Origin of the sequence: Stutzerimonas marianensis, from assembly GCF_022810315.1 — a bacterium.
Classification (GTDB): domain Bacteria; phylum Pseudomonadota; class Gammaproteobacteria; order Pseudomonadales; family Pseudomonadaceae; genus Stutzerimonas; species Stutzerimonas marianensis.
Genome location: NZ_JALGRD010000004.1, coordinates 389,373 through 407,447, shown reverse-complemented (window position 1 = coordinate 407,447; position 18,075 = coordinate 389,373). Strand labels below are relative to the sequence as shown.

The window sequence follows — 18,075 nt, the reverse complement described above, 5'->3', positions numbered from 1 at the left end:
TGGGTCAATTTTCCATCAGCGCCAACAGTGCGGGCTCAATCCCGCTCAGCGAACAGCTGGCCAACCTGGTCGGCCAACTGGCAGATCAGCTAGAGGAGGATGCGCAGGCCACTGTGGCCCAGGAGCGCGAACAACTGGCACGTGAACGGCTCAATTTCCAGAACCAGGCTCGGCAAGCCGAAGGCCGAATCCAGCAGTTGGAAAGTCAGAGCAGCGGGCTCACGGAACAGCTCCAAGCTGCCCAGCAAGCACTGCAGCAGGAGCAGCAGCAACGCCAGCAGGCCGAGATCGAGAATGCCCGCCTATTGCAGGCCAACCGCGACTTGGAGGAGCGCCTGCAGGACCGCGATGGGCAGATTCGCTCGCTGGAGGAAAAGCATCAGCACGCACGCGACGCCTTGGAGCACTACCGCCAGGCCAGCAAGGAGCAGCGCGAGCAGGAACAACGTCGGCACGAGACGCAGGTACAGCAGCTGCAACTGGAACTGCGGCAACTGCAGCAGACTTTGATAATCAAGCAGGACGAGTTGACCCAGTTGAACCGCGACAATGCGCGCCTGCTCGCCGAGGCCCGGCAGTTGCAAAAAGAGCAACATGCGCAGCAACAGCTACTGGCGCAGAAGGTCCAGGCCTTGGAAGCCGCCCAGAGCGCGTTGACCGGCGCTGAGCGCGCGAATGAAACCCTGGAACAGCGTTGTTGCACATTGCAGGAGGAGGTATCCCGGCTGGGCGAAGCCTCTGTGATCCAAACGCAGCAGGCGCAGGGCCTGCAGGAGCGCCTGATCGAAGCCAATGCACAGTTGAAGCTACTCGGGGCGCCGCTTGCGAACAGCGATGGCGCACGCAGCACATGAACCGGCACACTGAGCCCATGCGCTGAGTGGAGGTGAATATGACACGACTTGAGACTGCCGATGAGGGGGGCGCAGAACCTGTTCGGTTGACTACGCCGCTGGGCCAAGCCATCGGTAGTTTGTTTGCCCGGGCCTTGCCGCTACTGGATGGCAGCCCACCAGGCTCGCTCAAGGTCATTATCTTCGGCGGCTGCGCGGTGCACCTGCTCACCCATGCGCGTGGCAGTGCGGACATCGATGCAGAGATCGAGGCGGCCCGCGTGCTGCGTACAGATGAGATCATGGCCATCTACACACCACCAGAGGGCTATGAAGACAACTACGGCCGCGACTTGCAGGTGTACCTGGATCAGAACTACACCAATGCTCTCGGGCCGCTGCACGAGGACTATCGCGATCGCGCCATCCCCATGGAGGGTTTCGAGGGCGAGCAGCCGCTGCATATCTTCGTTGCCGCCGGCGTGGATCTGGCAATATCCAAGCTCGGCCGCTTTACTGAAAACGATCAATCTGATATCGAACAGCTCATCGAATGCGGCCGTGTAGATGTCGGCCAGTTTGTTACACTGGCAACAGAGGCAATCGATTATGCCGTGGGTAACCGAAGCGCAATGTTAGGCTGCCTAAAATTGGTCACAGCGAAGTACCTGGAGGATGGGCGAGATGCCACGTCTGGATCGTAAACAAAGCTTTGGCGCGCTCCTGGAGACTGTCACCCAGCAGCGCCTCAGCCAAGTTGCGTCCGATGCCCTCGTGGAGCTCGCTAAGCAGTTGTGGTACGAAGAACGCGACCTTGTGCCAGTACTGCAGCGTGAAGTAGCGGGCAAGCTGCGCGAGCCTGAGCAGAAGCTGCGCGCCCTCTATCTGGTCGACCTACTGCGTCGCTTTCCCTGTGTAACAACGGACAAAGCCGCGCGCCTAAAAGGCTTTGTCAGTAGCTGGTCGAGCTTGAAACCGGCCGAGCGTTCGCCGCGGGCGACCCAGTTGGTCTCTCGCTACAAGCTCGACAAGCTGGCCTATGAGTGGGGGCTGGAGGAAGACGTCAGCAAGCAGATGCAGGATGTCCTGGCTTTCCAAACCCGCCATTACGCCGCCACGCAGGGCGTGAAGACGGGCTATTCAGAGCCCGTGCCTGTCGGCTAGCTGACAGTCTCCGCAGGCCCTCTAACTCGCCTTTTTTCCCAATTTTTCGATCTCGAGCCGGCCACGGATTGCGGGAATTATCTGCAATTATCTCGACATAGATAATTGATCAATTATTAGCCGCCGCAGGCAGGTTGCGAATCGTGTTGAGGCTCTTCTGCGAGTGCAACCAAACGGCTGATCCATCCTTTCTCTCTAGATGGCTGTAGCGATTGGGCGCGAATCCTATTCCGACTGCCGATTGCCGCGCCGCAGTTCGTTGATCAGTGTCAGGATTGTTGCTAGGTTTCTGACATATTTCAAAAACTAGCCATCCATAAAATCCCTTCCCGCGGCAATCATCGAACACAGCAGGCTTCTTCCTGAAGGAGGCATTCTTGCACCAAACGAATTCCTTCATTTGGCTAGCCGTGCTGCGGTGGACAAAGCATTCTCTCGATTAGCCAAGGGCGGGGAGTTGATGCGGATTTCACGTGGCCTCTATGTCGCGCCGGTCACTGGGCGCTTCGGCAAACGCGCGCCGGCGACGGAGAAGGTCGTCAGTGCGATAGCTTCGAAAAGCCATCAGGTAATCGCGTTAAGCGGTGCCCGCGCAGCGAACCTTCTAGGGCTGACGCAGCAGGTGTCGATTAAGGAAGTATTTATCACCGGCGGACGGCCGAGAACCCTGCAATTTGGCAAAATTCAGGTGAGAATCGAACATGCGCCACAGTGGCAGGTCGCCCTCGGAGCGACCATTACTGGCGACGCTGTACGTGCACTTGCCTGGTTGGGCAAACCCCACGCCCAAGAGGCAGTCGCGAAGCTGCGCACGTGCCTGTCGAATAGCGATTGGCAGGTCTTGAAATCGCATAGATCCAAGCTTCCTGCGTGGATGGCTGAAGCGATTGAGCACGAAGCAGCTTTTGCTTGAGCAAGGCTTCTAATCTATTCGTTTAAATACAGTAGGTTAGAGAACGAATGTCCTAATTTTTGCCTTATCTCGGCATGACTCAGTTGCGCCCTGAAAAAGTCTATATAAAACATGCGGATAGGAGGGAAGTGAGTGAATTTTCCCTTTATCTCGGCATGACCCCGGGTGCCACTGCTTCGGCAGAAAGATCTGACAGCGACAGAGGTCCCTGAGAAAACGCCAAACATCCGCTTTTACGAAATGTCTGCCCCACAAGTCGGAGCATGGTTACTGAGGGCATTTTCGATGAAGGGCTTTGTCGGATCAGTCGGCGCTCCGCGATTAATAGCCTTCATGATCCTGAACCATGCAGAACAGAAAGCCACGGTTAACCTGCAGCCCAAAGCAATATGCTGAAGGCTGGTCTCGCCGCCTCAAGGTGAATAGCTCGACAACGCTCGAGCCGAAACCAGTGAAGTCGGAGCTCGATATAAGCTACTGCTGATTCTTGAATTGAATATGCCCCTTGAGCGCCGCGAGCTCAGCCCGCAATTTACGAACCTCATGAATAAGCGCGTGCTTTTCGTGCGTTAGTCTGTCCGCGTTTGAAATGGATCTCTGAAGCTTTTCTCGCGCAGTAATTATTTCAATTTCAGCCTTGCGGATGACCTCATCACATTGAAAAAAAATCTCTCGTAATTCTCCTGCGAGGCCATCAAGCACTGAGGTTGTACGGCAGTCCACTCTTGCTGAGCTTTTCAGTAGCGGAGCCAGCTCTTTTTTGGGAAATTTACGCTCAGCGACTTCATCCGTCTCATGCGTACCAACACCGTCCAAGTGCACCGCAGACTCATGAAGATATCTGCTGATGGTAGTAAAGCTGCCGGCTCCGATAGTATTTCTCACTGCCCTAATCGTCACCTGCTCACCTGCTCCAATCAAAATATTAACCGCGCGCGCTACATCCAAGCGTGTAATGGAAGGTCCTTTGGGTACCATATTGAGCTCCTAAATAGCTGCCTCGTTTACAGCACTATAAATCCATAATGACTTGCTGAGTTTCACTGCAAGCCAAGGACAAAGTCCAACTGGAGTCGCTGTCGCGAGAGATGTAGAGATGAGGAGTATTAACGACGCGACGCACATGTGGGCACCGCAACATTCTTTCAGAAACGACCCCCAGTACTGTTTCCCGCCTCATCGAGATGCCGGCGGGCGCCGCCATCTCATGGAGCAGCCCTTGCCACGGTCTAACTCTAAATTTTATGAAATAACCAAGCTCGAGATAAATGCTAGCATCGTATAACAACTTCAAATAATATACTTTCAACAAAACCACTGGTATTTCTTGATCAATAAATGTCGATTGTTGAAGCGCATCAACGTATCCAAAACCTAAGCAATCCAACTTGCTAGGCAGCCACGGCACACTGGAGGTTATGGCTAGTCGCAACCGAATGAGAAGGTAAATAGCAGTCTTTAGGCATGTTGGCTTAGGTGTCTTTACTCCATCCCAATACCCTAGCAACCCTTCGCAATGCGCAAGACAATGCTCATGTCTCTGCAAATGGACTGTCTCTATGTTTCGGCATGCACCTTGCCAATCTTTCCAATGACGGCGATTGGACGGCACTTCCCAGTTCACGATCTTGGTTAGACGCCGTACGACGCCCTCATTCTTAGCAATCGGGCAACCAAGGGAAGTGATGAGTACTTTATCAATGGGGTCTTCAGTGTAGCTACCGAGTTTGTCTAGTTTTTTAAAAAAAGGTGATCCTGATTGTGCGCCGCTCCGGACAAATTTAAACCACGCCGCTAGTGCTTTTCCCGCTCTATATGTTTTTAACGCGATCGTTGGGGAACTGCGGTATTTAACTTGGTTTAATGCTTGGCAAACATAGAAACCACACTGGGAACATGGTGCATCAAGCAGATCACGACTCAACATGCTGTGACACCATTTGCACAGCGGCTTGAGGGGGACACTGTGAATCAGGCATGTTTCAACCTGAGGCAGACAAAAAAAAGTTGAGTGATATCCCCAGACTAAGCACTCCGGACAGTACCGTACACCCATTGTCGCTGAGAACGGTGCCAGTCGAAACGCTGAGGGGAAATGCATCCTATAGTCATGCGCCCGACTTGAGGGCAGAGCGCTGGCAACCCTCTCGGGTAGATAGAAAAGCTTATGAACATTCCCAGCACTTCTTATTTCCAGCCACCGCATTACATCGACAGGATTGGCCCCATTGAATCGCGCCAAGCTGGCGATGATGCCGACAGGAGACTCGAATGGATAGGCACGTCGAATAAAAAATGGCAGCGGCTTCACCCCTGCCCTCCTCCATTGAGCATACAAAATTGCGGAAGATTCGATTTCTGCACCACCTCATCGAGCAACTTATCTGGAATGACAATCCTGGAAGAATCATTTTGCGACAGATACCTTAGCAGGTAGCGAATCGATAAAAATAGATGCTCAAGAGGCACGTTGTTCCTATAACCTCCGGCAGAGGCGGAGTTAAGAGCTTTCCAGAATGAGCCGTGAAGTGGCTCCAGCCTGAAACCCGTTGCGAATGCTTGAGGTGCGAAACCATTGGTATAGGTGATACCTGATTTAGGAGGATATTCCGATTTTTCGTCAAAGGTCTTTAGTATTACCGCGAGATCTTGAGCGCTGGTGCAGCCTTTAAACTCGATGAGCTCACTCATGAATCGCGCGATTAATTGCTCGCTGTTTCCAGCACACATGAGATCTTCACGTTGTTTGAAAACAGCTGGCATCGCAAACGATAGTATGGTCATAGTAATCCCTTTACGATCCAGCCTGTTAAACAAATCAAAAAGCACATGCAGATCATGAGATCGAAGTCTTTGAAACTCGTCGAGAAGCAGCACCCAATGATTGCAAAATTTTTCACCACAACGATTAATGACGTGCTCTGATATCCTATCTAACTTACCTACCGGTGTTTCTCGACTTCGAAACTTTACACCTTCCTCCGTGGCTAGCTGATCGAGTATATTGTTTGTGAAGGAACCCTCTTTCTTGACCACCTCAATTTGGATCACATAAGCGCGCGGCATAAACCCGCGAAGCTTGGAGTTGATGGTCTTGATGCACGAAGTCTTTCCCACTCTTGAAAGGCCGTGAAAAATCAGGCCAGTTTGCCGCATGAATATGGCTTCCAATGCCGTGCTGCTTGCTTTTGCTATTGCATTGGTTATTACCGTGAAATCTTTTCTGAACACGGCATGCGCATCCATCTGATCTCTATTCATCAGCAACGCCCCCTGCGGACTGATCAAAGAAATCATCCAGAAACTCCAACTTAGTCACTCCACCGTCAGTGAACTGAAATGCAGTTCGTTCAATGCTCTCTGAATCGTCACCTGACGAGCTTTGCCCTAATGATGAGAGCTCCCTTTCCATTCGCTGCCATTCCAGTAAGCTTCGCTTATTCCGCTTCCTCAAGAGGTTATCTACAAAGGACATTACAATGTCGTCTTTTCGTGTTATTTCCAGCGTTCTGTCCCTGAGTGCACGATTGATCAGCTTCCGTGTGATTCGACTGTGGGCAGTCTTAGACCAGTAGCCCAATACGCTCAGGCTACCCAGCGATAGCCCATTGGGAAGAATCGCTTCCACTTGCCGAAGGTCTTTGGGGTCAATTTTGACGAGCAGTCGCTGCCCTACTAACCCCAGCGACCTTGATAGAACCTTGTTGGTATACCGAGCCTTATCGATAGTGATGTGCGGGGCCACTCCTGACTCGGCACTTCCTCTGACAATACAGTATTCAACATCCAGGCTTAGCTTAGTTTTGTTAAGGCTCTCTTCCCGCGCCGTCGGAAGGTAAATTGGCACTTTATAATTATTCAAATGCGCTCGAATCAATTCAACAGGACTCATTGAGAAGGTAGAGCCGGACCTGGGGGTTACATTTAAGTTAGCCAACCAAACGTCGAGCAGACATTCAGCCTCGTCCACAAATATCTCATATTTTTCTGCATTACTTTCGGCATCAGTTGCTCGGCCAAATCCGGGTCCACTCCCAGTTGTTGACGGGCTCCGATGCATGACTTGTTCTGCAATCTGCTTAAAAGTGTTTTCAATTATGGATCGCCGTTCAGGTCGTTTAAGTTGACCATAGCTTACGGAGAAGCCAATCAATTCCTTTAGCTTAATCTTGATCTTGTCCGCGTGATGCGCCATCGCATTGTCTAAAAAAAGCGCCCCCCACAGCGCTCCCTTCGTTTCCGGAAGCACATAGCCAATCATTCCACTACCTGGAACATAGGATAAGTTTTGCAACTCAGCTTCGTCGCGTGGTTTCCAATTTCCCAGAAAAGCGCTGATCAAAACATCCTCTACGTCTTGAGCCCTTACCTCGCTGCTAAACACGAATCTCGCAGCAAGCACTCCCGTTGACACGGTATCCACAGCGGCCAATAGCCAAAAACGATCTATAACTCTTGATGTGTGAATTCCGGGCAGTGGCTCCGCTTTAACTATGCACATTTGGTCGACTTTGTAGGCATCCAGTTGCACTACGTCAAATGGTAGACTGGGGCTGATCAACCCTTGCTCCCCACTACCTATTTGTGCATGTGTTACGCCAAACTCTCCAAGCGTCGAAGCAGCACACATGAAATCGCTGCGCAGGATTTCATTAATATATTTCTCAATCGTCCTTTGACCTAACCCTTTATGGTTAAATGGCCACTCATCTTCCGTAACACCGGACTCCTTCAGTATCGATCTGAATTTTGCTGCAATGAATTTTCGATCAAATTTCTGACCAGAAAAGTCACTGTGAAATCGGAGAATGAAATTAGAAATTTCAGTCGCAACTGTAGGATGCCTTTCTAATGTCAGCTTAAGAACTCCGCTCAAACCACCCTGCTGCTGGCTTCTCATTGGCTGTACAGGCGCATTCCTCCGATACTCTGTTGTACGCATCTGGGGAATCAGGGCACGATCGCCAAAATATCTACCTTCAGGGTCACGCTGGAGAAATCTATTAGCTAGTCGAGTTTGCTCGGAGTTCGAGATACCACATCGACGATAGATGAAGTTCCCTGTTCTACCCTGGTTGATTAACCGAATAACAGTCAATCTATTGGCAAACACCTCTCTAATATTTTCTTGAAGTGCCTCCGGATTAACATGCATCAGTTCTTCTAGATTGATACCCTTTAAGCGCCCACGAACATTCATGCGTTCACCCATTCGGTGCTGGGACTGAAAAAATACGGTGACAACTCAACTTTAAGACGACCCTCGACAAACATTCTTGCAACAAGATAGTGCACCGTTGCCGTGTCAAAATCTCGTAGTTGCTCGTAGAGATCACTCATGCGACCTCTGACGCGCTGCCTGATGTAAAATTGAGCCTTGCTTACTATTTCTGGCGGAAGAGAATATTCTTTTCCAGCTGCCAAACATGCACATACCTTCAGCAGAGGCATTATTTTATATTTGTGCGGAATGATAGTCGCTGGTGTATATTCGCGCAGCGTTGCACCACAACTGTTGGCGTACTCTCTCAGCTCGGCCAGATAGTCAAAATTGATTTTTTCTGGAGAATAAAGTAAATGCCATTCTAACGCTCCGTCTACGAGAGTAGCTTCGGATGTCAGTAGGATTTTTCGTGGCGTTTTGGTTGGTAATATACGGAATGCGGGATGAAGGTTAAACTTAAGTACGCCTGGCTGAAACTCCAAAAATATAAGCCAGTAGCATAGCTCAATGTCGTTAACAATCGTAAGGCTTCTTCGAGCTTTATGGCTATAGACTACCCATGAATTCCCAAAATTCTGGCCACGATTGGTAAAGTTTGAAACCTTAGAATTGCGCCTGACCACAACCCATCCTCCCTAGCACAAGGAATAGATGGGTCCATGGTGATCTCTCTTATAAGTACTGTGTCGTACAGGTGGAGATGGCCCTCTGACAAGATATCAGATGATAACAAGACCCCTAGACCATTTACTAATAAAAAAACCTCCATTTATTCCAGGCTGGTCATGTATATGCCGCATCGCTATATATATTGGTAGATGGCATCATCTACCATTTTTGATATTTAGTTCATGGCAGAGTCATTACAGCGCTACCACATAGCTTTTACTTTTCCCCAGCAGTATTGAAAGATACAAAATTTTATATTTTGCAGAAAAATCAAAGCCTTAATATTCCGTTCTTTTCGTATTTTCAGTTCGCCCTACTTCTTGCCAATTCGCAGCCTCACCGTCAGCTCGGATCTGGCTCACTACCTTGAGCGGATATGCCTGCGCTAATCGTGTCCTGCGCAGTTTCGGAGACTGCCGCAGAAATGACGGCAGTCTGCGAGGCACCAATAACTGTCATCCATGTGGCTCTGTGAACCATTCCTTAGCGGACACTGTTAGGCATCTCAGGTGCTACATCTGCTGCTGATTACAACAACATCCACAACCGGCCTATGCTCAGCGGGACGCTTGCAGTCTGGGCATTGGCTCGTCCGGCAATGGGATGAACTGCGTATCGTCGGCGTCTGGCAGCTTCATCTTTCCTGCCTTCCAGTCCGATACCGCCTGCGCGAGACGGTCGCTCGAGGAGGAAACGAAGTTCCAGTAAATGTAGCGTTCTCCCACCGAGTCTCCGCCGAGGACCATCACCCGGGAGTGTTCCACCGCCCGTACGCGTGAAGCTGCCGACCCGAGCACCAACATCTTGCCACTTTCGTAACGCGTTCCAGCAAACTCTACCGCCCCGGTAGCAATGTAGAAGGCGCGCTCTTCATAGCCACTCGGGATCTCGGCGGTGGCGCCGGCGGCCATTTCGAGATGCGCGTAGAACAGCGGCGAATGTGTTTCGGCTCCGGCAGTCAAGCCATAGGCGCTGCCGGCGATGAGTTGCCCGATCACCCCGTCGTGGTCCCATTGCGGCAGGTCGAGACCTGAGTGATGGGTGAAAGATGGACTGATCTCCTCCTGCTCTGCCGGCAGCGCTACCCAAGCCTGAATACCGTGCAAATGATCGCCATGCGTTCGGCCGTGCTCGAACCGCTCGCTATGCGTAATGCCGCGCCCCGCCGTCATCCAGTTGACTTCCTGGGGTCGGATCGCCTGTTCGTAACCAAGGCTATCCCGGTGCATTACGTTGCCAGAAAACAGGTACGTCACAGTCGACAGACCTATGTGTGGGTGTGGGAGGACATCGAATTCGGCGCCCACCCCAGGCAGGATATCGAGCGGCCCCATGTGATCGAAGAATATGAACGGGCCCACCATGCGCTGCTTGGCAAACGGCAATACACGGCCCACATGCAGGCCACCGCCGAGACTGCGACGCCGCTGCTCGATAATCGTCTTAATCATTTCATTTCCCCTGATCGAACTCCGTCGTTGACGGCACAGAAGTCATCGCAGCATCTTGGCGCATCGGAGAAATCTCCAGACACCGGCCCTAAATGGGGCTTATGTCTTCATATGTCCCGGTCATCTGGAGCATCTGCCCATTGGGCAAGGTTGCATGCAAGCGACTCAGCCCACGCATAGTTCTGGACCTTGGCAGTCGTCGAGCCGTCATGCTCCTGCCAGCTGACAATATATAGACGGTTTCCGAGGGTACGACATGCGTATCAACGGACTCGGCTCGGGCGAATAGTTCTTCCTTAATATAAGGCCACATTAGTGGCTGGCCTCAAACTGACTTTTGGATACATCAATAACCATATCCACGGGAAAACCTTTTAACGGCATCAGCATGCTCTCGAGACATCGAAATACCGGAAAATTCATAGAGAGGCATGACCAAACTCGCTGCCCCGACCGCGTCCTTGCGATGTTCTGGTACGGGGCCTCGCCTTTCCCTACTCTACGGCTGAGGCACCGGCGTATTGAGTAGTTGCTGCTCCCACATGAAGGCGATACCGCTTCCACCGGTATGCTGTTTCATGACGTCGATCATTCCTTCAAGGCTGTCGGTTCGGGCCCAATCACGCTGCCACTCGGAAGCCACCGCTAACCAAGTCATCATGGTCACACCGGCGCCTATCATTCGCTGAATGGCAACTTCGTGTGCCTCGACAGAGACGCCACCCGATGCATCGGTGACTACCGTCACGTCCCAGCCTTCTCCAGCAGCTTGAATTGCCGGCATGGCGACACATGTTTCAGTCCACAGCCCGGCAATGATCAGCTGCTTTCTACCAGTCGCCTTGACCAGGTCGACTACCTTAGGGTCCTCCCAGGTATTTATCAGCGTCCGGTCAATTACCTCTTGGTCAGGGAACACGTCGGTAATCTGAGGGAAGATAACGCCGCCCTGAGCAGCAAGAACGCTCGTGAGGATGGTCGGCACCTTGAATGCCCTGGCCGCCTTTGCCAGACCCGCCGAGTTGTTAATCACCATCAGCGGCTCGTGGCTGTTCAAGTTCGCGAGTTGGAACGGCTGGTGGTCGATAAGTACGAGTACCGAGTCTTCCGGACGAAGAAGCGAAGTTAGGCCGTTACGGAACGTCATGAACTGATCCTCCAATTCGATTGTGTACTGAGGTTTTTCGTAGTGTGCCCGCACACTGTCGCAAAACGCCCACGACTTTCATTGGATGACAATCCGAGATTTGAATGAATCTGTGGTCGGCAATCGAACATGGTCGGCCAAACCCTTCGCGGCCCTTCTCCCCTCCCCCAGCTACTAAATAAGCACACGTTCGTTCCATCACTGCAGAACCATCCAAGTCATCCATCAATTCGCAGGCGAGGATCGCCGTGCTGCGCTTGGTCGATGAGCGCCAAAATTTGGCTTGGCCGGAACTTTAAGTCTGGACCATCAACTCGCAGCGCAGCTGTTCGAGGCCTTCTAGGAGCACGTTCGTGAACGTCAAACAACTCACTCAGGGAGTGCTAGTCATGTCAGTTATTTCAACCAAAATATTCGCCGCAGGCAGCCCCGGCGTCGAACACACCACGCAAGGTTTTCTTGAAGCCCTGGCTAAGGGCGGCGGAACTCCGTTGGAACAAATGACGCCCAGAGAGGCCCGGGCTGTTCTGACCGACGCTCAGGCGTCCGTGAACCTCGACCTTTCCGGCGTAAAGGTTGAAAACAAAAGCATCGCGATCGACGGGCAGACGCTGTCGCTAACGCTGGTACGTCCAGCGAACAGTAGCGGTGTGGTGCCAGCGTTCATGTTTTTCCACGGTGGCGGTTGGGTACTGGGTGACTATCCGACTCACGCGAGGCTGATCTATGACCTGGTGCTGGCGTCTGGTGCGGCAGCAGTCTATGTCGACTACACCCCATCGCCAGAAGCCAAATACCCCACCGCAATCAACCAAGCATATGCCGCCACCCGCTGGGTCGCCGAGCACGGCGAGGAGATTGGCATCGATGGCCAGCGGCTGGCGGTTGCCGGTAACAGTGTGGGCGGCAACATGGCAGCGGTGGTCGCCCTGAAAGCGAAGGACGAAGGCTCTCCGGCATTGAGGTTCCAGTTGCTCCTGTGGCCCGTCACCGATGCCAACTTCAACAATGCCTCCTACAACCAGTTCGCCGAAGGGCATTTTCTCACCAAGCCGATGATGGAATGGTTCTGGAACAACTACACCACCGACGCGCGCCAGCGTGACGATGTGTACGCATCCCCGCTCCGTGCACCTGTGGAGCGCCTTCAGGGTCTGCCGCCGGCGTTGGTGCAGACGGCGGAGATGGACGTGCTACGTGACGAGGGCGAGGCCTATGCCCGCAAGCTGGACGCGGCCGGCGTGCCCGTCGTCGCAACCCGCTACAACGGCATGATCCACGACTACGGACTGCTCAACGTGCTGAGCGATGTACCAGCCGTTCGCCTGGCCATGGCCCAGGCAGGCATGGCGCTGAAGCAGCATCTGGAATGACCGTCCATGCTGCCTGCTGCCGAGGCCAACATCTGTACTTCAAGAATGCATTAACAGCATGACCGTCCCAGAACCGCACAGCGGTTCAATTCACACCAACCACCCCACTGCGATAGTGCGCACACGCCTCTGGCCACGACTCCAACCGGAGTCGTGGCCAGAGACCGCGTGCGCAGCTGGATGCTCGTCACTACCGAGAGAGCATCAACCTGGCCATAACCCAATCGCTACCGATAACGAAGGTGACCAGAATGACCAACCCCAAACTCGAAGTACTGACGCCCAATAACTGCCAAGTGATCTTCATCGATCAGCAGCCGCAAATGGCCTTCGGCGTGCAGAGCATCGATCGTCAGACGCTGAAGAATAATGTCGTCGGTCTGGCCAAGGCCGCCCGGATTTTCTCGATTCCAACCATCATCACTACCGTCGAAACCGAGAGCTTCTCCGGCCACACCTATCCCGAGCTGCTAGGCGTTTTCCCTGACGCACCGATTCTCGAACGCACCTCGATGAACTCCTGGGACGACCAGAAAGTGCGCGACGCCCTTCAGCGCAACGGCCGCAACAAGATCGTCGTTTCAGGCCTTTGGACGGAGGTTTGCAATACCACATTTGCCTTGTCCGCCATGCACGACGCCGGTTATGAAATCTACATGGTCGCCGACGCGTCCGGTGGTACCAGCCAGGCAGCGCATGACTACTCCATGCAGCGCATGATCCAGGCCGGCGTCGTCCCGATGACCTGGCAACAGGTGCTGTTGGAGTGGCAGCGTGACTGGAAGAACCGCGACACCTATGACGAAGTGATGGCCGTGGCCAAGGAGCATTCTGGCGCCTATGGCATGGGCATCGATTACGCCTACACCATGGTGCACAAGGCAGACGAGCGCGTCAGCCATGGTCCAACTCTGGCGCCGGTAGCCGCGCCCATCTGACCGTTCGGGCCGGAGCGGTGGTCTGGCCCCGGCCCGCTTCTATCGTCCCATACAACCCTGACGGGTCGTGCTCTGAAGCCATCAGTTGCCGATCTCTACGCCGATCAACCTCCCGCCGACGAGGTTTGCGAGTCGAGCCTCGTCGGCGAGTCCGCTGCCTACCGGCAACCGCGGGAGCTATTGAACATGAACACTGGTGCAGCAGAACCCGCCGAAACCGTCACGCTAGTGGTTCGTCATCGTGTACGGCGCGGACAGGAGCAAGCCTACGAAGAATGGCTAAGACGCATCGTCGCCATCGCCAGTCAATGCGCAGGTCATCTAGGGGCCGACGTCATCCGCAGTACCCGCGACGGCCTGCCACTGTTCACCTGTGTGTTGCGCTTCAGCTGTCCAGAACGGCTACGGACCTGGCTCGATTCGGCACAACGGCGCCAGTTGATTGAAGAAGCGGAACCGCTGCTAGCCGATGGTGACCAGACCGAGATCAGTACCCTCAACGAATTCTGGTTTGTGCCGGCCGATGGTGAACAACGGCCACCGCGCTGGAAGCAGGCGTGCGTGACTTTTCTTGTAATCCTGCCGCTGAGCCTGCTCGTGCCACAACTCTGGCAGCCATTGTTCGCCTGGCAACCCATTTTGGGCACATTCCTGCTCAGCAACGCGCTGATCACCCTCAGCATTGTCCTGCTGGTGGTGTACCTGTTCATGCCTTTGGCCACGCGGCTATTCGCGGGCTGGTTAAACAACGCAAGGAGCAACGAACATGAGCACTGAAGACCGCACCCGCGACAGCCGTCGCCAATTCATCGCCGCCAGTTCCGCACTGGGCGCTGCCGGGATGCTCTGGTCTGCCCTTCCCTTCGCGAGTTTTGCCGGCCGATCTTTCGCCACTAATCGAGGAGGCAACATGACCGCCGATACCATTCTCTTCAACGGCCGTATACACACCGTTGACCGTGATAAACCACAGGCCACTGCAGTTGCCATCAAGGATGGACGCTTCCTCGCCGTTGGCGACGACGCCACGGTGATGGCGACACGTGGCGAGGGGACCCAGCTCATCGACCTGCACCGCCGTTGCGTCATTCCGGGCCTCAACGACTCTCATCTACATCTGATCCGCGGGGGCCTGAACTACAACCTCGAACTGCGCTGGGAAGGCGTGCCGTCGCTGGCCGATGCCCTGCAGATGCTCAAGGATCAGGCCGAACGCACGCCGGCACCTCAGTGGGTGCGTGTGGTGGGTGGTTGGAATGAATTCCAGTTTGCCGAAAAACGCATGCCGACACTGGAAGAAATCAACAAGGTCGCGCCCGACACACCCGTATTCATTCTTCACCTCTACGACCGAGCCTTGCTCAATCGCGCGGCCCTGCGGGTGGTGGGCTACACCCGTGACACGCCGAACCCACCGGGCGGCGAAATCCAGCGTGATGCCAACGGCGAGCCAACCGGCATGCTGGTGGCCACGCCCAACGCGATGATCCTGTATTCGACCCTGGCCAAGGGGCCATCCCTGCCGCTGGAGTACCAGGTCAACTCGACCCGCCAGTTCATGCGGGAGCTCAATCGGCTCGGCGTCACAAGTGCCATCGATGCCGGCGGCGGCTTCCAGAACTACCCCGACGACTATCAGGTGATCCGTGAGCTGGCCGAGCAGGACCAATTAACGGTGCGCATCGCGTACAACCTGTTCACTCAGAAGCCCAAGGAAGAACTGACCGACTTCAAGAACTGGAGCCACATGGTCAAGCCTGGCGACGGTTCGGACTTCTTCCGCCACAACGGCGCGGGCGAGATGCTGGTGTTCTCCGCTGCTGACTTCGAGGACTTTCTGCAGCCAAGACCAGAGCTGGCGGCCAGCATGGAACAGGAGCTGGAGCCGGTAGTGCGGCATCTGGTCGAACAGCGCTGGCCGTTCCGACTTCACGCGACTTACGACGAATCCATTTCCCGCATGCTCGACGTGTTCGAGAAGGTCAACCGCGACATCCCGTTCGACGGCCTACCATGGTTTTTCGATCATGCCGAAACCATCACGCCGAAGAATATCGAACGTGTGCGAGCGCTGGGCGGTGGCGTCGCGATTCAGGACCGTATGGCGTTCCAGGGAGAATACTTCGTCGATCGCTACGGCAAACAGGCCGCAGAACAGACTCCGCCGATCAAACGGATGCTTGCCGAAGGCGTACCGGTGGGTGCCGGCACCGATGCCACGCGAGTATCCAGTTATAACCCCTGGACCTCGCTTTACTGGCTGGTCAGTGGGCGCACCGTCGGCGGTCTCGCCTTGTATCCGGAGGGTCTGTCTCGCGAGGTAGCCTTGCAACTGTTCACCCACGGCAGCGCCTGGTTCTCCAGTGAGCAAGGCAAGAAGGGACAGATCAAGGTGGGCCAGCTGGCAGATCTGACGGCGTTGTCGGCGGACTTTTTTAGCGTCGAGGAAGAAGCAATCAAGTGGATCGAATCGGTACTGACCATCGTCGATGGCAAGGTCGTCTACGGTGCCGGTGAGTTCGACCGGCTGGCACCTGCGCCGCTGCCGGTCACGCCAGATTGGTCGCCGGTGGCTAAAGTGCCAGGGCACTGGCGACCCCAGTCCCCTTCACTGGCCAAGGTGCATCAGTGCTCAGGACCTTGTGCAGTACATGCCCATAGCCATGATCGGGTGCGTACCTCGTCGGTCCCGGTCAGCGATTACCAAGGGTTCTGGGGCGCCTTCGGCTGCTCCTGCTTCGCTTTCTGACCATGGACACCACGATCATCGCTAAGTCTTCGCCTTGGAGTGCCCTTCGCCACCCGACCTTTCGCTGGCTGTGGCTGGCCAGTATCGCCTCGAACGTTGGCACCTGGATGCACGAGGTTGGCGCCGGCTGGCTGATGACTTCCCTTTCGGCCAGCCCGTTGAGCGTGGCACTGGTACAGGTTGCAGGCTCTGCACCAATGTTCTTTTTGGCGCTGCCAGCTGGCGCGCTGGCAGACATTGTCGACAAGCGCCGCTACCTGCTCGGCGTGCAATTATGGATGGCCGCCGTGGCAATGACCCTGGCGCTCCTGACCTTGAGCGGGCTGATGAGCGTAACGCTCTTGCTTTTGCTCACGCTGGGCATGGGCATTGGCACCGCATTGATGATGCCGGCGTGGTCGGCGCTGACGCCTGAGCTGGTCGGAAAAGACGATCTGCAGTCGGCCATTTCGTTGTCGAGCCTTGGTATCAATGTGGCCCGAGCCCTGGGCCCGGCCATCGCCGGTGTGTTGGTCAGCCTGAGCGGCCCTTGGGCCACGTTTGGACTGAATGCGCTGTCGTTCTTTGCGGTCATCGCAGTGCTCGCCTCGTGGAGGCGCGAGCCGGCCACGGTAGCTTTCCCTGCCGAGCGATTGCTCGGTGCCATACGTGCCGGATGGCGCTACAGCCGCAGCTCAAAGCCGTTGCAGGCGGTGTTGGTGCGGGCGGCAGCGTTTTTCATCGGCGCCAGTGCTGGCATATCACTGTTACCCTTGATCGTACGCGGTGAGCTGCAGGGCAGCGCAGCCGATTTCGGTCTGCTGCTGGGCAGCGTTGGCATCGGCGCGGTCGTCGGCGCCATGCTGCTGCCACGGATACGGGGCAAACTGAGCGCGGATACCTTGGTTGCTGGAGCAAGCGTAATCTACGCCTTGGTGCTGCTCGCGCTGGCGTCGCTGCGCACGCTCCATGCGCTCATCCCCGTGATGATGCTCAGCGGCGCTGCCTGGATTGCAGTGTTGTCCAGCCTACAACTGGCGGCACAGACGTCGGTGCCGAACTGGGTTCGGGCACGCGCCTTGTCAGTGTATATATTGGTATTTTTTGGCAGCATGGCCGCCGGAGGCGCACTGTGGGGCCTGGTTGCCAGCCATAGTTCGATTGTCATTGCCTTGCTCAGCGCGGGCACGATATTGCTACTCGGTATTATCCTGACCTTACGCTTCCGGCTACCGGTGACAGACGCGGATGACCTGGCACCGTCGCTGCACTGGCCGCTACCCGTATTGAGCGATGACCATGATCAGGAACGCGGGCCTGTGATGGTGACGATCGATTACGACATCGCACCGGAGCGGGTCGCTGCGTTTCGCCAGGCCATGTTGCAAGTTCGTGGTATGCGCCAACGCAATGGATCGTACTCCTGGGGCCTGATGCAGGACAGTGAGAACCCGCGCCGCTGGCAGGAATTCTTCTTCGACGAATCCTGGCTTGAGCACCTGCGCCATCATCACCGTGTCACCCGCGCCGAACAGCGTATCGAAGCCGCAGCCCGGCGCTATCAGACTGCCGGCGTCGCAGTGCGAATCAGGCATTTGGTCACACCCGCGTCGGGCAATCGAGACCTTTCCTAAC

At 54.9% G+C, this 18,075-nt stretch carries 16 protein-coding genes; 9 read left to right on the top strand and 7 right to left on the bottom strand.

Translation table 11 applies throughout. From position 1 onward, the window contains the following. The 4 genes from MST27_RS09625 to MST27_RS09610 form a co-directional block, all read left to right on the top strand. On the top strand, nt 1-854 hold an 854-nt coding region (locus MST27_RS09625; protein ID WP_243605740.1), incomplete at its 5' end, for a coiled-coil domain-containing protein. A gap of 38 nt (nt 855-892) precedes the next feature. Beyond that, on the top strand, nt 893-1,537 hold the full coding sequence (locus MST27_RS09620) for a DUF6036 family nucleotidyltransferase (protein ID WP_243605739.1): 645 nt from the start codon (nt 893-895) through the stop codon (nt 1,535-1,537). Continuing rightward, complete coding sequence (locus tag MST27_RS09615; protein ID WP_243605738.1) at nt 1,518-1,997, top strand: hypothetical protein; 480 nt, start codon at nt 1,518-1,520, stop codon at nt 1,995-1,997. The genes MST27_RS09620 and MST27_RS09615 overlap by 20 nt, the downstream gene beginning before the upstream one ends. Before the next feature lie 316 nt (nt 1,998-2,313). Beyond that, a complete protein-coding gene (locus MST27_RS09610) occupies nt 2,314-2,910 on the top strand; it encodes a DUF6088 family protein (protein ID WP_031298263.1) in 597 nt (198 codons plus the stop codon). Nucleotides 2,911-3,384: 474 nt separating this feature from the next. Here MST27_RS09610 and MST27_RS09605 read toward each other — a convergent pair whose 3' ends face one another. The 7 genes from MST27_RS09605 to MST27_RS09575 form a co-directional block, all read right to left on the bottom strand. Next, entirely contained in the window at nt 3,385-3,888 is a 504-nt protein-coding gene (locus tag MST27_RS09605) for a DNA-binding protein (protein WP_243605737.1), read from the bottom strand. A 34-nt stretch (nt 3,889-3,922) separates the two neighbouring features. Then, the gene (locus MST27_RS09600; protein ID WP_243605736.1) at nt 3,923-4,837 is read right to left on the bottom strand and encodes a hypothetical protein; all 915 of its coding nucleotides are present in this window, start codon (nt 4,835-4,837) and stop codon (nt 3,923-3,925) included. Between the two features lie 380 nt (nt 4,838-5,217). After that, complete coding sequence (locus tag MST27_RS09595) at nt 5,218-6,207, bottom strand: AAA family ATPase (RefSeq protein ID WP_243605735.1); 990 nt, start codon at nt 6,205-6,207, stop codon at nt 5,218-5,220. Then, on the bottom strand, nt 6,164-8,122 hold the full coding sequence (locus tag MST27_RS09590; RefSeq protein ID WP_243605734.1) for a hypothetical protein: 1,959 nt from the start codon (nt 8,120-8,122) through the stop codon (nt 6,164-6,166). The genes MST27_RS09595 and MST27_RS09590 overlap by 44 nt, the downstream gene beginning before the upstream one ends. Then, nucleotides 8,107-8,757 carry a hypothetical protein gene (locus tag MST27_RS09585; RefSeq protein WP_243605733.1) on the bottom strand — a complete coding sequence of 217 codons (651 nt, stop codon included), beginning with the start codon at nt 8,755-8,757 and terminating at the stop codon, nt 8,107-8,109. Before MST27_RS09585 ends, MST27_RS09590 begins: the two co-directional genes overlap by 16 nt. A 603-nt stretch (nt 8,758-9,360) precedes the next feature. Then, nucleotides 9,361-10,254 carry a pirin family protein gene (locus MST27_RS09580; protein ID WP_243605732.1) on the bottom strand — a complete coding sequence of 298 codons (894 nt, stop codon included), beginning with the start codon at nt 10,252-10,254 and terminating at the stop codon, nt 9,361-9,363. A 499-nt stretch (nt 10,255-10,753) separates the two neighbouring features. Then, the gene (locus MST27_RS09575) at nt 10,754-11,401 is read right to left on the bottom strand and encodes a hydrolase (RefSeq protein ID WP_243605731.1); all 648 of its coding nucleotides are present in this window, start codon (nt 11,399-11,401) and stop codon (nt 10,754-10,756) included. A 389-nt stretch (nt 11,402-11,790) separates the two neighbouring features. Between MST27_RS09575 and MST27_RS09570 the strand changes: the two genes are divergently transcribed. The 5 genes from MST27_RS09570 to MST27_RS09550 all read left to right on the top strand — a co-directional run bounded on the left by MST27_RS09570 (nt 11,791) and on the right by MST27_RS09550 (nt 18,074). Next, on the top strand, nt 11,791-12,774 hold the full coding sequence (locus tag MST27_RS09570; protein ID WP_275973161.1) for an alpha/beta hydrolase: 984 nt from the start codon (nt 11,791-11,793) through the stop codon (nt 12,772-12,774). Nucleotides 12,775-13,025: 251 nt separating this feature from the next. After that, nucleotides 13,026-13,712, top strand: coding sequence for a hydrolase (locus tag MST27_RS09565; protein WP_243605729.1), 687 nt, complete (start codon nt 13,026-13,028; stop codon nt 13,710-13,712). Between the two features lie 186 nt (nt 13,713-13,898). Then, on the top strand, nt 13,899-14,489 hold the full coding sequence (locus MST27_RS09560; protein ID WP_243605728.1) for a putative antibiotic biosynthesis monooxygenase: 591 nt from the start codon (nt 13,899-13,901) through the stop codon (nt 14,487-14,489). After that, a complete protein-coding gene (locus MST27_RS09555) occupies nt 14,479-16,461 on the top strand; it encodes an amidohydrolase (RefSeq protein ID WP_476756131.1) in 1,983 nt (660 codons plus the stop codon). Before MST27_RS09560 ends, MST27_RS09555 begins: the two co-directional genes overlap by 11 nt. Before the next feature lie 2 nt (nt 16,462-16,463). Beyond that, a complete protein-coding gene (locus tag MST27_RS09550; RefSeq protein ID WP_243605727.1) occupies nt 16,464-18,074 on the top strand; it encodes an MFS transporter in 1,611 nt (536 codons plus the stop codon). Nucleotide 18,075: the final 1 nt, after the last annotated feature.

What these genes read in the sequence shown, in the direction of transcription:
- MST27_RS09620 (WP_243605739.1), top strand. Translation starts at nt 893, where the DNA reads ATGACACGACTTGAGACTGCCGATGAGGGGGGCGCAGAACCTGTTCGG.
- MST27_RS09615 (WP_243605738.1), top strand. Translation starts at nt 1,518, where the DNA reads ATGCCACGTCTGGATCGTAAACAAAGCTTTGGCGCGCTCCTGGAGACT.
- MST27_RS09605 (WP_243605737.1), bottom strand. Translation starts at nt 3,888, where the DNA reads ATGGTACCCAAAGGACCTTCCATTACACGCTTGGATGTAGCGCGCGCG.
- MST27_RS09600 (WP_243605736.1), bottom strand. Translation starts at nt 4,837, where the DNA reads ATGTTGAGTCGTGATCTGCTTGATGCACCATGTTCCCAGTGTGGTTTC.
- MST27_RS09595 (WP_243605735.1), bottom strand. Translation starts at nt 6,207, where the DNA reads ATGATTTCTTTGATCAGTCCGCAGGGGGCGTTGCTGATGAATAGAGAT.
- MST27_RS09590 (WP_243605734.1), bottom strand. Translation starts at nt 8,122, where the DNA reads ATGGGTGAACGCATGAATGTTCGTGGGCGCTTAAAGGGTATCAATCTA.
- MST27_RS09580 (WP_243605732.1), bottom strand. Translation starts at nt 10,254, where the DNA reads ATGATTAAGACGATTATCGAGCAGCGGCGTCGCAGTCTCGGCGGTGGC.
- MST27_RS09575 (WP_243605731.1), bottom strand. Translation starts at nt 11,401, where the DNA reads ATGACGTTCCGTAACGGCCTAACTTCGCTTCTTCGTCCGGAAGACTCG.
- MST27_RS09570 (WP_275973161.1), top strand. Translation starts at nt 11,791, where the DNA reads ATGTCAGTTATTTCAACCAAAATATTCGCCGCAGGCAGCCCCGGCGTC.
- MST27_RS09565 (WP_243605729.1), top strand. Translation starts at nt 13,026, where the DNA reads ATGACCAACCCCAAACTCGAAGTACTGACGCCCAATAACTGCCAAGTG.
- MST27_RS09560 (WP_243605728.1), top strand. Translation starts at nt 13,899, where the DNA reads ATGAACACTGGTGCAGCAGAACCCGCCGAAACCGTCACGCTAGTGGTT.
- MST27_RS09555 (WP_476756131.1), top strand. Translation starts at nt 14,479, where the DNA reads ATGAGCACTGAAGACCGCACCCGCGACAGCCGTCGCCAATTCATCGCC.
- MST27_RS09550 (WP_243605727.1), top strand. Translation starts at nt 16,464, where the DNA reads ATGGACACCACGATCATCGCTAAGTCTTCGCCTTGGAGTGCCCTTCGC.